The following is a 13763-nucleotide window of genomic DNA, read 5'->3' on the forward strand; positions in this document are numbered from 1 at the left end:
CCCGGTTCCATGGAGACCGGCAGGACGGATGCACGTCCCCGACCTGCTCTTGAGGAGTCCTCGCGCCCGTTCCTGCCGATGCCCGCCCGGTAACGCTGCCGCAATAGGTGATGAAGCCACGGCGTGCCGTCTCGGGGGGCGGCACACGTGCGAGGGCGCGTCGTGTTCATGTGTCGAGCGTGGTGACGGGTGACCGCACTGCATCGGGGTCGGCGGTGTTTCGGTCCTTGTCGCGGTCGCTGCGGGTGGCACCGACGGATGCCAGTGCCACGGCGGTGATGCCGAGCCACTGCGGCACGGTGAGGTGCTGGCCCAGCAGGAGAAGTCCGATCACCGCGCCGATGGCGGGTTCGAGGCTCGTGAGCACGCCGAAGACCCGCGGGGAGAGCCTGCGCAGCGCTTCGAGCTGGAAGGAGTAGGGGAGGACGCTGGAGAGGATCGCCACGGCGGCGGCCAGCGCCAGGGTGGCCGGGGCCAGCAGCCGGGTCCCCGCCTGGGCGATGCCGCAGGGGAGGCTGAGCAGGGCGCCCCAGGCCACCGCCAGCGCGAGACCGCGGCCGTCGGACACGCGGTCGGCGAGGCGTTTGCCGACCAGGATGTAGCCGCCCCAGCAGCAGCCGGCCAGGGCGGCGAACCCCAGGCCTTCGGCGTTCAGGTGCGAGCCCGAGGCGCTGAGCAGCACCACGCCCGCGGCGGCGAGGCAGGCCCACAGCAGGTCGGCTGCGCGGCGGGACCCGACCGCGGCGATCAGGAAGGGCCCGGTGAACTCCACCGTGGTGGCGGCGCCCAACGGGAGGCGGTCGACGGCCTCGTAGTAGCTGAGGTGGTGGACGGCGAGGAGCGTTCCGGCACCGACGACCACGGCCCAGGTGGTCCTGTCCCATCGCAGCCCTGGGCGCCATACGGCAATCAGCACGGCGGCGGCGATGAGCAGCCGCAGGGTCACCACTCCGGCCGGGCCCACGACCGGATAGAGGCGGGTCGTCAGTGCTGCTCCGCCCTGCAGTCCGACGACCCCGCCGATGACGAGTCCGGGGGCTGGCACCGACCCCAGCCCGCGGCCGATCCACGCCGCCGCCCTGCCGCGATGACTGGTCTGCTGAGTGATCTTCGTTCTCCTTCGAATCGGGTACGCCGGGGCGTGCGGTGGCGGCGGGCAGCGGGCCGGGATCGGCCGACGGAGTCCATGGGCGGGTTGTCAGGCGGGCTTCGCCCGCAACGTGTCACGCAGGGCGAGCAGCCGGCTGGTCAGCTCCGCAGCGGTGTCAGGGGGTTGTTCCTCGGAGTTGCCCGGCAGGTGGGCCGCGAGCGCGGAGGCGGCTCGCCGGCCGAGGCGGATCCGGCCGGAGGGGGTGACGACGACACCGTCGAGCTCGGCCATGCGCTGCTGCCAGGCGATCGCCTCCTCTCTCGTGATGCCGTGCGGCAGGTCGAGGGTGATGTGCCGGTTCCGGATGCGGACCGGATAGCCGCCGGGGAGCCCGAGGGGGCCGGGGAGATCGGTGTGCGCCTCGGCGCCGGCGGCCAGCCGGGCCAGGACGAGCGCCGCGGTGTGCCCGGTGACGGCGTTGAGCTCCTCCCGGCCGCAGGCGCGGTGCGGCGCCAGCAGTCTGCCGACGTCCTGGACCGGCCGGTCGTCCAGCCACGCCCGGAGCTCGTCACGTGGATCGGCCGGTGCGTGCAGATGGCTGTGGTGCGCGAGCACCCGGAGCCGTACCCCGGTGCGCGGCCGCAGTACGGCGTGGAGTGCGGCCGCAAGGGTTGCCACGTTGCCGACCCCGCACGCCACCGGGATCCCTTCGGCGTGCAGCACGGGGTTGACTGCATCCGGGTAGCAGGCGTTGACGAAGACCGCCGGGACGCCGGCGCTCCGCACGGCGCAGGCCACCTCGCGCGCAAGAACGGCGTGGAGCGGCATCGCCAGCCCGAAGCCCGCCTCGGCGAGGAGGCGGGTCCAGGCGGACGGCGCGTGGGCCGCTTCCCACGGGGACTGCACCGATGCGCAGTTGACCACCACACGCGGTGCGATGCGGTGCAGCAGCCGCGCCGTCCGGTCCCGGTCGCAGGCGTCGAGCGTGGCGGCACGGAACCGGGTGGTACGCGAGGAGGCCGCCGCACGCGCGTTGGCGATGCACGCGATCTCCTGCGCCGCGGTTTCGTTCCGGGCCAGCACGGTCACCGTGCCGGGCGGCGGATCGGCGGCGACGGCCAGGGAGTAGCAGATGCTCCGGGCCAGCGAGCCACCGCCGACCACCGCGATGTCCCGCTCCGGTGCGGTGGTGCTCATGGCGTGGGCCGGTGCGCGATCTGAATGCGCCGCAGGTGCCGCCCGGTGTCGGTGAACGCGTTGCGTGCGTGCAGCATCCGCCAGTTGTCGAAGACGAGCATGTCGCGGCGTTCGTACTGGACGGCCACGTGGTGGTGTGCGAAGTATTCCCTGGCGTCGGCGAGCAGCGGTCCGATGTTCTCGTCGTCGCCGCGTACCAGGTTGTTGAAGGAGTAGCGCACGATGGTTCCGTCCGGGTGCTCCTCGACCACCGGGTGTTCCGGGTGCAGGTCCAGGCCCATGTGGCGCATCGCGTCGGTGGTCTCCCATGCGAAGACGCGCTCGCGCAGATAGGCGCGGTCCGCTTCGCCGAGGCTCTCGGTCCAGGCGCGTGCGTCGGCGAGCGTGGTTTCGCCTCCCGCGCCGGTGTTGGGCGTCTCGCACCACAGCGCGAGGTACCGCGGGGGCAGACCCTCGAAGTCGTAGCCTTCGGAGTGCGGGTAGAGGGGCTTGGTGTTCCCGGCGTGGTAGAACTCCTCCATCCCCGGCTCCGGGGTGACGTCGCCGACGAGCACACCCGTGTACTGCGGGACGAAGTCGCCCAGGTGCTTGCAGAAGGCCACCGGGTCGAAGCTGTCGGGGACGTTGCACATGAACACGTAGCCGTGGCGTTCCATGAGGCTGCCGAAGCTCTTCCACAGCAGGTCGTCCGCCAGCGGCGCGCCGTTGAAGTCGGTCAGGGACAGCAGACTGTCGGGCTGCCTGGTCATGGTCCTTGCCTTTCCTGTGCTCGAAGGGAGGGCCGGGTGTCCGGCCCGGGAGGCGTGCAGCGCGGTCAGGGGCCGTCGGCGGCGCGTACGGCCTTCTCGGCGTGCACCGCCAGCTCTTCGGCGTCGGCGGCCGTGAGACGGTGGCCGGCGGGCAGCGGGCGGTAGTCCTGGTCGCTGTAGCTGCCGGAGCCGTGAATGAGTACGTCCTGACTGTCCGGGAGAAGGCCGCGATCGGCGGCGTTGAGCGTTCCGGTCACCGCCATCACCAGCGACCACTCCCGCAGCTTGCGCGGGTCCGCGGGCAGTGCGACGTCGGCGGCGGAGAGGAGGGCGCGCACCTCCCCGTAGCGCGTGATGCACTCCTGGAGCGAGACGACGATGCCGCCTCCGCCCTGGGCTGCGATGATCGGATCCATCTGGGCCGAGGTGACGGGCCGCCGGGTGTAGAAGGTGGGGTCCAGGTGTTCGTCGGGAGCGTAGGTGGTCGCCGGAAAGTGCGGATCCTGGTCCTGGCGGTACAGGCCGGTGGCCGGATCCAGCTCGTAGGCGGGCAGGTTGGCGCGGTCGTGCGTGCCGTGGCGCAGACCCAGCACCATGTCCGGTGTGCCGAGGTGCTGGACGAGGAAGTAGCGGGCCTGCGGCGGGGCCGACCGGCCGTCCTGGGCGATGATCTGGTGTCCCAGGTGGTGGCCGAGGAGCCCGAAGGCGCTGGAGACGGAGTGCACATGGGTGCGCGCAGAATGATCGGCGGGCAGCAGATCGCGTTCGGCGAAGGCCCGGACCATGTCGGCGGCACGGTAGTTGTCCAGGCCCAGCGTGTACCAGACGCGGACGCCGTACTGCCGGTGGAGGCGCTCGGCATGGCCGGCGACGAGGGCGGTCGCGAGGGCCTTCACCGATGCGGGCTCCGCGCACTCGTGCACCACCAGCGGATTGCGGCGCCGCAGCGCTCCGTCCTCGCTCAGTGCCGACGACCACAGCTTGCCGGTGGATGCGCCCGGTACGACGCTGGTGATCTGCAGTTGGTCGGATGTCACCAGCCCGCAGGCGATGGCGCGGTGAACGGCGTTGCGCAGCGCGGTGGCCTTGTTCGCCGACGAGGGGGTGACGATCATGATGCGTTCGCCGGTCTCGGCGATGTGGCGCACGGCGCGGGCCACGATGGTCAGTGAAGCGAGCGTCTTCGTGGTCCGGGTCGCCGGGTTGCGCATCAGGTCCAGCAGGCGCAGCGGATGGCCGCGGTACGGGGGAAGTTCGGTGACGGCTATCTCCGACGCCGAGAAGAACTCCTCCAGGGCGGCACTCGGTTCGGGCAGCCGGAAGGCGGGTGAGAAGGCCTCGTCGGCGGCGCGGTGGTGTTCGAGGACGGCCAGTGCCCGGCTCAGTTCGGCGTGGTAGTGGGTGAGGGCGTTCCTGAGGACCGTCGTCGGTGCGGAAAGCGTGGCGGCCAATTCATTCCCGTTCGTTGCAAGGGGTCGGGGAGAAAGCAATGGGGTGTTGGCGTTGCGCCGCCGGCGGCAGAGCTCGGCCATCGGTGCCGGGCCCCGGGACCGGCGCTCCGGTCCGGGGCCCGGTGCAGTCAGGCGCCCGCTACCTGGTCGCCGCGGATCAGGCCGCTTCCCGGCGGCACTTCGGCGGGATCACCGCCGAAGCCGGTGATCGTGTTGTTTGCGTCCACGAACACGACCTTGGGTACGAACTCCTCGGCCTCCTCGGGAGTCACCGAGGCGTACGACACGAGCAGCACGATGTCCCCGACTTGCGCCTGCCGGGCGGAGGGCCCGTTCACGCCGATGACGCCGGAGCCCCTCGGACCCTCGATGACGTAGGTCGACAAGCGGGCCCCGTTGGTCACGTTGACCAGGTCGATCTTCTCGTGACGCCGGATCCCGGCGGCTTCCATCAGGTCCGCGTCGATGGTGATGGACCCGACGTAGTTCAGGTGCGACTGAGTGACGGTCGCGCGGTGGATCTTGGCTTTGAGGGTCTCGAAATACACGGCTGCCCTTCGCTGATGCGTCCTGTCATGCAGTGATCCGGGTGTCGCGACAGCCAGAAGAGTGGCATGAGCAAATCCTCATCACAAGCCGAGATGATCAACGAATTCCAAAGGTAAACAAGGGTTTAGACGACGAGGACCGCAGCGCGCCGCCCAGTGCGCACGTCCGGGACTCATGCGGTTTCCGTGGCCCGCGCCACACTCCAAATCCCGGCTTTGTGCTTCCTTTGCCGAGCCGAGTGATGCTGTTCGCGGTGCTGGAGGAGGAACCGGGCAAGGGCCCGGTGGCCCACGGCCGGCCGGATCAGACCTGGATCCCGTCGCGGATCAATCTGGCCGCGTCGCACGAACTGGAGGACGACGACGTCCGGTCCGGCGTCCATGCCGCGAGGGCGGCGATCTCGCTGTCGGTACGGCTGATACTCACACACGCCGGGTGGCAGCCGGAGTGGCCGGGAGTGCTTCGGTCGCTCTTGGGTGCCCGGTCGCGGTCCGGGTTGGGCAGGGCGGTAGACGCGTTGTGGTGAGAATTCGGCGGCTGCGGCCCGGCAGCGGTCGGCGGCCGGGCCACTGGCGTTTCGCCGACGGCGATGCGCTCGCCGGCCTCGGTGAGCGCATCGGCCAGGTCCAGGCCCTTGTCCTGGTCCAGGACCTCAAGCATGTCGGCCCTGCGGTCAGCGCGTGTCGGTGCGCCTTTCGAGGCGGGTCCCGTGACGAAGAGTGATCGACATCAGGTCGCTGGGGGCGTCCAGTTCCAGGCGGTGCCAGCGGCCGCGGGGGACGACCACGGCGGTTCCTGCCCGCAACTGCACCATGTCCTCGACGCTGCCGGGCCCGGTCGGACGGAAGTAGAGGCGGACACCGCCGGTCAGGCAGCACACCGCCTCCTCGGCCTGCGGGTGCATCTCCCAATGGTCGGCGTGGACGTCGGCGTCTGTCTCCACGTGGAACGTCGCGATCTGCCAGGCGCCGGAGTCGCTGCTCGTCATCCGCCGTTCGGCGACCCGGACGTCGCCGTCGGGGTGGATGTGCAGCGCCGAGGCGAACAGATCGATGGGTGAAATGGGTGTTGTCGTCATGACGGCGTTCCTTCCAGTCGGTTCTCTGTGAGGGCGGCGGGTCGCGGGTCAGGTGTTTCGGTCCGGCGGCGGGGCAGCACGCCGATCGCCACCACCGCCGCGATCGCGAAGAGGGCGGCAGCGACGGCCAGACCCAGGGAGTAGCCGTCGTCGAGTGCGGCGGGGTCGGTGGCCGTGCCGGTGCGGTGTGCGGCGACGGTGGCCAGGGCGGCCAGGCCGATGCAGCCGCCGAGTTGGCGGGAGCCGTTCATGAGGCCGGAGGCCATGCCGGCCTCGTGGGGGGCGACGCCGGTGGTCGCGGCGGCGACGATCGGGGCTATGACCAGTCCGACGCCGACGCCGGTGATGATGGAGGGGCCGAGCACGTCGGTGAGGAAGTCGCCGTCGGGACTGATGAAGGCGAACCAGGCCAGGCCCGCGGCGGCCAGCAGGGCGCCGGGAACCAGGGACGCACGCGGGGTGCGTGCCGCGGTGACGCGGGTCGCGACGAGGCTGCCCGCGACCAGGCTCGCGGAGAAGGGCAGGAACGCGGTGCCGGTCGCTGCGGCACCCATGCCCAGAACCTGCTGCAGATACAGGGACACGAAGTAGAACGCCGCGAACTGCCCGGCCGTGGAGAAGAACACCAGCACATTGGCGCCGGCGACCCAGCGGCTGCGCAGCAGGCCGAGGCGCAACAGCGGTGCGGGATGCGTGGATTCGACGAAGACGAAGGCGGCCAGGAGCGTGGCCGCGGCGACGAGCATCACCAAGGTGGCCGGAGACTCCCACCCTTCGGTGTCGGTGCGGACGACACCGAGCACCAGCAGCCCGACTCCGCCGGTGACCAGGGCGGCGCCGAGCACGTCGAGCCTCTCGCGCCGGGTGCGGTGTGCTTCGGCGGGCACGCCCGCGAGAACCAAAGCGAGAGCCACCGCCACGATGGGCAGATTGATCAGCATCACCCAGCGCCAACCCGCGTACTCGGTCAGCAGCCCACCCGCCAGCACGCCCAGCGCTCCCCCCGCGGCGTTCACCCCGCTCCACACACCGAGCGCGCGCACGCGCCGCGGGCCCTCGGTGAACGTGGTGGTGAGCATCGCCAGCGAGGCCGGGGCGGCCGCAGCGGCCCCCAGGCCCTGACCGGCGCGGGCGGCGATCAGTTGCCAGGGCGCCCGGGCCAGCCCGCCCGCCAGCGAGCACAGCCCGAAGACGGCCAGGCCCAGCACGAACAGCCGACGCCGGCCGTACAGGTCGCTGGCACGGCCCCCCAGCAGCAGAAACCCGCCCAGCGTGAGCGCGTATATGTGCACGACCCATGACAGGTCGAGCGGCGCGAACCCCAGCGCGGTGCGCATGGCGGGCAGTGCGACGTTGACCACCGACAGGTCCAGGGCGACGGCGAACTGGGCGACAGCCACGGCCGCCAGCACCACTCCGGGGTGCCCTCGTAGATTTTTGTACATGTAAGAAAAGTAGCCTCAGAGCACGCCGCTGTCGACACCTGCGGGATGATGAGGGCATGCCGCAATCGTCCGCACCACGCAAGACCCTCGGCCGGCCTCCCCGCTTCTCTCGCGAGGAGGTCGTCCAGACGGCCCGCCGGATCGTGGCCGCGGAAGGCGTGGACCGGCTGACCATGCGCCGGCTGGCCACAGAGATCGGCAGTACGCCGATGGCTCTCTACCACCACGTGCGCAACAAGGAGGAACTGCTCGTCCTCCTGCTGGACGACTACGCCGCGCGGACTCTGCACCGACCCGAACTGCCCGCCGAGCCCCGCGAGCGGATCGTCGTCGCCGCTGCCACGATCCACGAGGCGCTCGCCGCCTGCCCCTGGATCGTGGAGGTGCTGACCGCCGACGACCTGATGTCCACGACCGCCCTGTGGTTCGTCGAGCAGATCGTCGACGGCCTGGTCGAATGCGGCCTGTCACCCGAGCGGGCCGTACACGGATACCGCGCGATCTGGCACTACACCGCCGGAGAGATCGTGGTCCGGACGACAGCGGCCCGGCGGCGCACCGACGACGACCGTCCCACCTACCGGGAGCGGGTGTTCGCCGATCTCGACCCGAGCGAGCTGCCCCGCCTGGCAGAGGTCGCGGACCGCTGGGCGCCGCTCACCGCCGAAGACACCTACCTGGACGGGCTCCGCGCCCTGGTGGACGGCCTCCTGACTCCCCGCTGACCCGCTTTGCCGACCGACCCGCCCTTGGAGCATCAGTGCATATCGAATCGAGAGCAGAGCACGAGATCGATTCACAACTTCACGAACAAATCCATGCACTCCTTGACAAGTGCTTTCCCGGGTATCCTGCGCGTAGCCATTACAAGCAGCTTCCGCAATTCAGATACCTGGCGTGGGAGGACGGAGGGCTGCTTGGGCATGCCGGCATCGAGCATCGAATGATCAGGAATGGGAGTACCCTGCTCCGGATCTTCGGAGTCATCGACCTCTGCGTCACTGCGTCGGCACGCTCGCAAGGATGCGCAAGTCAGCTGCTCTCCGAGATTGAATCCGACGCCCGGTCCTCCGGGGTCGATGCGATCATCCTCTTCGCAGACGATCCGCGCGTGTACCTGGCGAATGGGTATCAGCGTGTCCAGAATGATGGAATATGGCTCATGATTAATGACCATGAAACGCTGGGGATTGCCGAGAAGCCCCTGGACGCACTGATGGTGAAAATGCTGTCCGGGAAGCATTGGGACGCAGGCGTCGTCGACATGTTGGGCTACCTGTTCTGAGGTGGTGACGTCCGCGGCCCGCGGGCAGCCAAGACCCGCTTGCAGCCTGCGGAGCATCGTCAGAAGACATGCGGCGGGCCGGGCGCCGCGAAGGGCGGCGGCGGTCGTGACCGCGCCGCCGCCCGTCACGGCCGGACCGTCAGGAGTCCTCGATGGTGATGAAGGGGTCCCACTGGAAGTACCCCTTCAACTGCCGGTGCCGGTCGAGGACCTGGAAGTAGAAGTGGTACACGACCTTGCCGACGCTCTTCACCGTGGTGCGCCAGTAGTGGTCCTGGTACTTCTGCGTCACGAAATCCGGACTGCCCTCGCTGCCCTCCTGCGGCAGCGGATAGAGGCCGTCGACCACCTCGATCTCCGGCGTCCTGATGAGTGTGTGGTCGCGGTCGCTGCTCACGTACCGGTACAGCAGCGCCTTGTAGTCGCTGCCCAGCGACACCGTCGTCTCCCGCCACCGGACGGTGTCCCCGGGCTCGGCCCGCAGGTTCAGCTCGGCGCCCGAGGTACCGACGATGTGGTCGTGCCGCGTCGTCATGTAGATCAGGCTCTGGTCGACGTACGTCGGCGCGTCGGGATTCCGCGACGCGTTGGGGTTCTGCTCGACGATCGTGGCCGCGTCGAACGCGATCAGTACGTTCAGATCAGCCATTTCTTTCCCCCTCGGGATGCGAGATCTTCTGTGGTGAGCGTTGTGGTCACTTGGTCTTCGGCACCTTGTACGCCATGGCCCGCGGATAGTCGTGCCGGTGCAGGCGGACGCGGACCAGGAGGGGTCCTGCGTTGACCGGGTCGCGCGGATCGCCGAGGCGGGCGAGCAGGTCGTCCAGCTCCGCGGGGCCGGCGACGCTGAGGCCGCTCGCCGGGGTGTCCTTGCCGGCGAAGACGGCCGCGAGGCGGTCGTAGTGCCAGGGGTGCAGGACGTTGTAGAAGTCCGGCTCGGCGGGGTCCTGCCCGGCGTAGAAGGCCGGATGCACCAGCATCTGCTCGATGCCGTAGAAGTGCCCGTTGTCCAGGACGAACACCACCGAGCGCAGCCCGAGCCGGGTGTGGGTGGAGATCTCCTGGCAGGTCTCCTGGAAGGCGCCGTCGCCGACGAACACCATCGGGCGGGCACCCTCGCGTTCCGGGGCGAGCGCGGCGCCGGTGGCCGCGCCGACCGACCAGCCGATGGACAGCCAGCTGATCTGGGACAGGAAGCCGCCCGCGGACAGGGACAGGTTCATCGAGCCGATGAGGGAGAAAGCCGCGTCGGACACGACCGTCCAGTCGTCCGTGGTCTCCTGGCCCAGGAAGTGGTTGACCCGGTCGAACACGCCGTCGTAGGTGAGCCGTTCGGCGTCCCGGGACCGCGCGCCGCTGACGCTGAGCGAGGCGCGGTACTGCGCCAGGCCGGCGGGGCGGTCCACCCGCGCTCCCTCGTAGCTGTAGGACTCGGCGTAGTAGTCCGCGGACAGGCCGTCGCAGCCGTAGGCCTTCACCAGCGCGTCCTGGACGGCGGGCAGCAACTGGGCGAGCCGGACGTCGGGGAAGTAGGAGGTGCCGACGCTGACGCCGCCGTGCGCCGCCATCACCCAGTCGGTGCCGACGCTCTGCTCACCGCCGAGGTTCTTCGACGTGGACCAGGCGCCGAGGCCGATCCGGCAGGTGGCCCAGTCCTTGAAGACCGCGTGCACGTCCGGATGGCTGGCCTTGCCGTTGTAGACGCCGTGGAACTGCGGCAGGTCCTCGTCCACGACGGCCTTGGCGCCGACGGTCGTGCAGAACGGTACGCCGGTGGCCTCCACCAGGTCGATGAGTTCCCCGCCGAGCCGGTACCGGTCGATCTCCTCGCCGGCCCACACGATCGGGCGGGGCCTGCCGTCCGGGCCGGGGTGCTCCTCGATCAGGGTGAGGATCGCCTGCACGGCCTGGTCCAGCATGCTCTGGTTGCGCTCGCTGAAAGGCCGTTCGCGGCGGACGATCGGCTCCGCCGGCTCGGGGCAGGGCTCGTCCCACAGGTCTTCCATCACCTCCAGGTAGACCGGCCGGCGCTCGGAGACGCACGCGGTGAGCGCGGCGTCGATCTGGGCGGGCGCCAAGCCCGGGTGGGAGATGACCTGTGCGTCCACGGTGACCTGCCGGTAGACGTCCAGGTTGCTCTCGGCACGGGGGCTCATGTGCGAGGTGAGCAGCCCGACGGCGCGGAAGTTCTGCCACTGCTCGTACGGCGGGCAGGCGTTGACGGCGATGAGCGGGACCTGCTCGACGTACGCGCCGCCACAGGCGCCCAGCAGATTGAACGCGCCCACGCTGTACGTCACCGCCGCCGCGCCCACGCCGTGGATGCGGGCGTAGGCGTCCGCGGCCTGGCCCGCGCCGCCCTCGGTCGGAGTGCCGACCCACTCGATGTCGCCCTCGGCCCGCAGGGTGGTGAGGAACGGGCCGAGGTGGTTGCCGGGGACGCCGAACAGATGGGTGATGCCCAACTCGGACAGCCGCAGGGCGAGATAGCGGGCGACCGTGCAGGTGGGGGTGGACGCACTCACGAGATCTCCCCCTCCCGGTCCGCGCCCGAGGCGTCCGGGCCCGGGCCCGTGTCCTGCCTGTCGGTGACCGGCGGTGCCTGATGGACGGCGAGGGCGGCGCGGACGGCGCTCTCCAGGGCGCCCTCGATCCAGGCGTGCTTGAGGGACGTGTGCTCGCCGGCGAAGTGGACCGGGCCCTCGGGCCGGGAGACGTCCAGGTGGAAGCTGGTCATCTGGTGCGCGGTGTAGATGGCGGCCTCTCCGAAGGCGTACGGGTCGCGGGCCCAGCTCTGGGTGGCGCCCCGGCCGGTGAAGAACACCTCGATGCGCCGGCCGTGCACGGCCTGCAGGTTGCGCAGGGCGTAGAGGTAGCGCTCCGTCTTCGGCATGGAGTCCCAGCGTGCGGCGTCGTCGGACCAGGAGTACGAGGCGAGGACGACACCGCCGCCCGTGCTGTCCGCGACCGGGTGCGAGGGGTAGTACATGAACCGGTTGGGGTTGTCGGTGGCGGAGCCTCCGCCGAAGCAGTGGGTGGCGGGCCGGACGGCGGGGCCGCGCAGCGGCAGACCGCCGTCGATCCGCCGCATCTCCTCGGTGACGAGGCTGTCCTTGACGGCGGCGCCGAGCAGCCCGGCCTCCGGCTCGGGCAGCGTGGGCACGGACACGGTCCCGGTGTCCGCCTCGTGCCCCCGCCGGTAGTACTCGTACAGGCCGGGCGCGATGCCGTCCAGCGTGTCGCGCCAGTCGTCCTCGGTGAACTCCCACCAGCGGTGGCTGAATTCGAGCAGCACCTTGGTGGCCTGGTCGTAGTGGGTCTCGATGACGGCGCGGCGCTTCTTGTACGACATGGAGGGGACGATCTCCACGAAGCGCAGCGAGGAGAACGGGATGGTGACGACCGCCAGATCCGCCGTCCACAGACGGGGCAGTTCCTTAGGGTCCTCCTCGTCGACGGTCTGTACGGCCACGCCCCACCCGTCGGGTCCGACCGCGCCGGTGCCCTCGGGGTCGGTGTCGCGGCTGGGGTCGTGGTATTCGAGGCGGATCATGCGCTGGCCGAGCCGCACCTCGTCGCGCAGGCCCTGGTACAGGGCGTGCGGCAGGCGCCAGCTGCCGCCGGGGATCTCCCAGTAGCGGACGGCGGGGTTGATGTCGCTGCGGCTCAGGAAGCTGTGGAAGAAGGAGAGGTAGAGCCGCGAGGACATGTTCTCCAGGGTTCCGAGGGCCTCGACGGCCTCGTCGCTGAGCCCGGCGCGCTCCCGCAGGAAGGAGCCCATCGAGTGGCCGTCGAAGTCGCGGATCACCCGCGCCCAGCCCTCGACCCACTCGTCGAACGGCTTGTTGACCCGCTCGCCGTCGACGACGTCGGAGTAGTAGTCGCGCACGTTCTCCAGCGCCTCGTCCACCATCCGCGCGACGGGGGCGCGCACCTCGTCGTCGGTGAGGTGGAAGCCCTCGTTGATCCGCTCGGGGCCCGCGGCGTAGTCGGCGCGCCGCACCTGGACGCGGTTGGCGCGGATCCAGGACTTGCCGCGCTTGTCGGGTTCGGTGAAGTCCGGGCTGTCGTCGCCGTACGTCCACGTCCGGCCGGTGAAGGAGGTGTACGTCACCGGGGGGACGGGCACGTCGGGACCGCTGCCGGTGTGGGGATCGATGTCCACGTTGTAGAACTGGCGCCGGCCGAGCCCCAGCTTGTCGACCAGGGCGAGGACGAGCGGGTGGAAGTCGGGCAGCCGCATGGCCCCGGCCTCGGCGTACTGCGCCGGGTCGGCGAAGGGCTGGTGGTGCTTGGTGGTGCGGAAGGTCTTGATGCGTCCGCCGACACGGTTGGCGTTCGCCTCGAGGATGGTGACGTCGTGCCCGGCGTCCTTGAGCAGCCGGCCGACGACGAGACCGGTGATGCCGGCGCCGATGACGAGGACTTTCTTGCGCGGGTGACGGGTGGTGCCGAGGCGGCCCGTGTCTATCAGCGCGTGCAGATATTCGAGCTTGAGGTCTTTGCCGTCGGGTCCGACGAGGAGGAGTTCACGGGCGAGCCTGAGGCAGGTCTGCCAGCGGGCACGGGTGGCGGAGTTGTCCCGTGGAGTGTCGGTCATAGCCTGCGATCGTAGATATGCCGAAACGGTTTCGCGGTTCGCCCTGAAGACAAAGTCCTGAAACTACCGGGAGGACCGGGTGGCGCGATTTCTCCTTGCCTGAATTCTTGAGGAGAAAGCGGGAGATCCCTGAGGGGCGGAAGGGAAATCGGAGGCAACCGGAATATCAATTCACTCATGCCATGTGAAGCCCCCGAGAAGATGATGTGCCGACCCTGCCCACCGATCCGACGGAAAAACCGTCACCCACTCCCGCAACTGACCGTGCGATCAGCGGCGTTGACATATGCATCCGGCCAATGTGCACCTGGCCGCCGTC

The 13763-nt window shown here is 70.0% G+C and carries 13 protein-coding genes; 2 read left to right on the forward strand and 11 right to left on the reverse strand.

Translation table 11 applies throughout. The features are described 5' to 3' along the window. Positions 1-166 precede the first annotated feature (166 nt). The 8 genes from ACZ7P3_RS14590 to ACZ7P3_RS14625 all read right to left on the reverse strand — a co-directional run bounded on the left by ACZ7P3_RS14590 (position 167) and on the right by ACZ7P3_RS14625 (position 7559). Complete coding sequence (locus ACZ7P3_RS14590) at positions 167-1045, reverse strand: EamA family transporter (RefSeq protein WP_472081403.1); 879 nt, start codon at positions 1043-1045, stop codon at positions 167-169. Between the two features lie 153 nt (positions 1046-1198). Then, entirely contained in the window at positions 1199-2287 is a 1089-nt protein-coding gene (locus ACZ7P3_RS14595) for a hypothetical protein (protein WP_472081405.1), read from the reverse strand. Then, entirely contained in the window at positions 2284-3036 is a 753-nt protein-coding gene (locus tag ACZ7P3_RS14600) for a TauD/TfdA family dioxygenase (protein WP_472081407.1), read from the reverse strand. Before ACZ7P3_RS14600 ends, ACZ7P3_RS14595 begins: the two co-directional genes overlap by 4 nt. 65 nt (positions 3037-3101) lie before the next feature. Beyond that, the gene (locus tag ACZ7P3_RS14605; protein WP_472081409.1) at positions 3102-4487 is read right to left on the reverse strand and encodes a DUF6002 family protein; all 1386 of its coding nucleotides are present in this window, start codon (positions 4485-4487) and stop codon (positions 3102-3104) included. 128 nt (positions 4488-4615) lie between these two features. Further along, on the reverse strand, positions 4616-5035 hold the full coding sequence (gene panD, locus ACZ7P3_RS14610; protein WP_472081411.1) for an aspartate 1-decarboxylase: 420 nt from the start codon (positions 5033-5035) through the stop codon (positions 4616-4618). A gap of 304 nt (positions 5036-5339) precedes the next feature. Beyond that, complete coding sequence (locus tag ACZ7P3_RS14615) at positions 5340-5696, reverse strand: hypothetical protein (RefSeq protein ID WP_472081413.1); 357 nt, start codon at positions 5694-5696, stop codon at positions 5340-5342. 13 nt (positions 5697-5709) lie between these two features. After that, positions 5710-6114 carry a cupin gene (locus ACZ7P3_RS14620; protein WP_472081414.1) on the reverse strand — a complete coding sequence of 135 codons (405 nt, stop codon included), beginning with the start codon at positions 6112-6114 and terminating at the stop codon, positions 5710-5712. Next, positions 6111-7559: an MFS transporter gene (locus ACZ7P3_RS14625; RefSeq protein ID WP_472081416.1), complete on the reverse strand. Its 1449-nt coding sequence runs from the start codon at positions 7557-7559 to the stop codon at positions 6111-6113. The genes ACZ7P3_RS14620 and ACZ7P3_RS14625 overlap by 4 nt, the downstream gene beginning before the upstream one ends. Positions 7560-7615: 56 nt before the next feature. On the opposite strand from ACZ7P3_RS14625, the gene ACZ7P3_RS14630 reads away from it, so the two are divergent. Both ACZ7P3_RS14630 and ACZ7P3_RS14635 read left to right on the forward strand, forming a co-directional pair. Next, positions 7616-8284, forward strand: a complete 669-nt coding sequence (locus tag ACZ7P3_RS14630; protein WP_472081418.1) for a TetR/AcrR family transcriptional regulator — start codon at positions 7616-7618, stop codon at positions 8282-8284. A gap of 35 nt (positions 8285-8319) precedes the next feature. After that, complete coding sequence (locus tag ACZ7P3_RS14635; RefSeq protein ID WP_472081420.1) at positions 8320-8844, forward strand: GNAT family N-acetyltransferase; 525 nt, start codon at positions 8320-8322, stop codon at positions 8842-8844. A gap of 139 nt (positions 8845-8983) precedes the next feature. On the opposite strand, the gene ACZ7P3_RS14640 is transcribed toward ACZ7P3_RS14635, so the two are convergent. From ACZ7P3_RS14640 to ACZ7P3_RS14650, 3 genes are read right to left on the reverse strand one after another with little or no spacing between them, the layout of a single operon-like run. Beyond that, the gene (locus ACZ7P3_RS14640; RefSeq protein ID WP_472081422.1) at positions 8984-9493 is read right to left on the reverse strand and encodes an inclusion body family protein; all 510 of its coding nucleotides are present in this window, start codon (positions 9491-9493) and stop codon (positions 8984-8986) included. Positions 9494-9539: 46 nt separating this feature from the next. Next, entirely contained in the window at positions 9540-11369 is a 1830-nt protein-coding gene (locus ACZ7P3_RS14645; protein WP_472081424.1) for a thiamine pyrophosphate-binding protein, read from the reverse strand. Beyond that, positions 11366-13444: a flavin monoamine oxidase family protein gene (locus ACZ7P3_RS14650; RefSeq protein ID WP_472081426.1), complete on the reverse strand. Its 2079-nt coding sequence runs from the start codon at positions 13442-13444 to the stop codon at positions 11366-11368. The genes ACZ7P3_RS14645 and ACZ7P3_RS14650 overlap by 4 nt, the downstream gene beginning before the upstream one ends. Positions 13445-13763: the final 319 nt, after the last annotated feature.

It is taken from the genome of Streptomyces sp. NPDC107581 (assembly GCF_055657175.1).

Bases quoted from the DNA above. Each gene is read 5' to 3' on its own strand.
- ACZ7P3_RS14620 (WP_472081414.1), bottom strand. From the start codon at position 6,114: ATGACGACAACACCCATTTCACCCATCGATCTGTTCGCCTCGGCGCTG.
- ACZ7P3_RS14650 (WP_472081426.1), bottom strand. From the start codon at position 13,444: ATGACCGACACTCCACGGGACAACTCCGCCACCCGTGCCCGCTGGCAG.
- ACZ7P3_RS14615 (WP_472081413.1), bottom strand. From the start codon at position 5,696: ATGCTTGAGGTCCTGGACCAGGACAAGGGCCTGGACCTGGCCGATGCG.
- ACZ7P3_RS14625 (WP_472081416.1), bottom strand. From the start codon at position 7,559: ATGTACAAAAATCTACGAGGGCACCCCGGAGTGGTGCTGGCGGCCGTG.
- ACZ7P3_RS14640 (WP_472081422.1), bottom strand. From the start codon at position 9,493: ATGGCTGATCTGAACGTACTGATCGCGTTCGACGCGGCCACGATCGTC.
- ACZ7P3_RS14630 (WP_472081418.1), top strand. From the start codon at position 7,616: ATGCCGCAATCGTCCGCACCACGCAAGACCCTCGGCCGGCCTCCCCGC.
- ACZ7P3_RS14595 (WP_472081405.1), bottom strand. From the start codon at position 2,287: ATGAGCACCACCGCACCGGAGCGGGACATCGCGGTGGTCGGCGGTGGC.
- ACZ7P3_RS14600 (WP_472081407.1), bottom strand. From the start codon at position 3,036: ATGACCAGGCAGCCCGACAGTCTGCTGTCCCTGACCGACTTCAACGGC.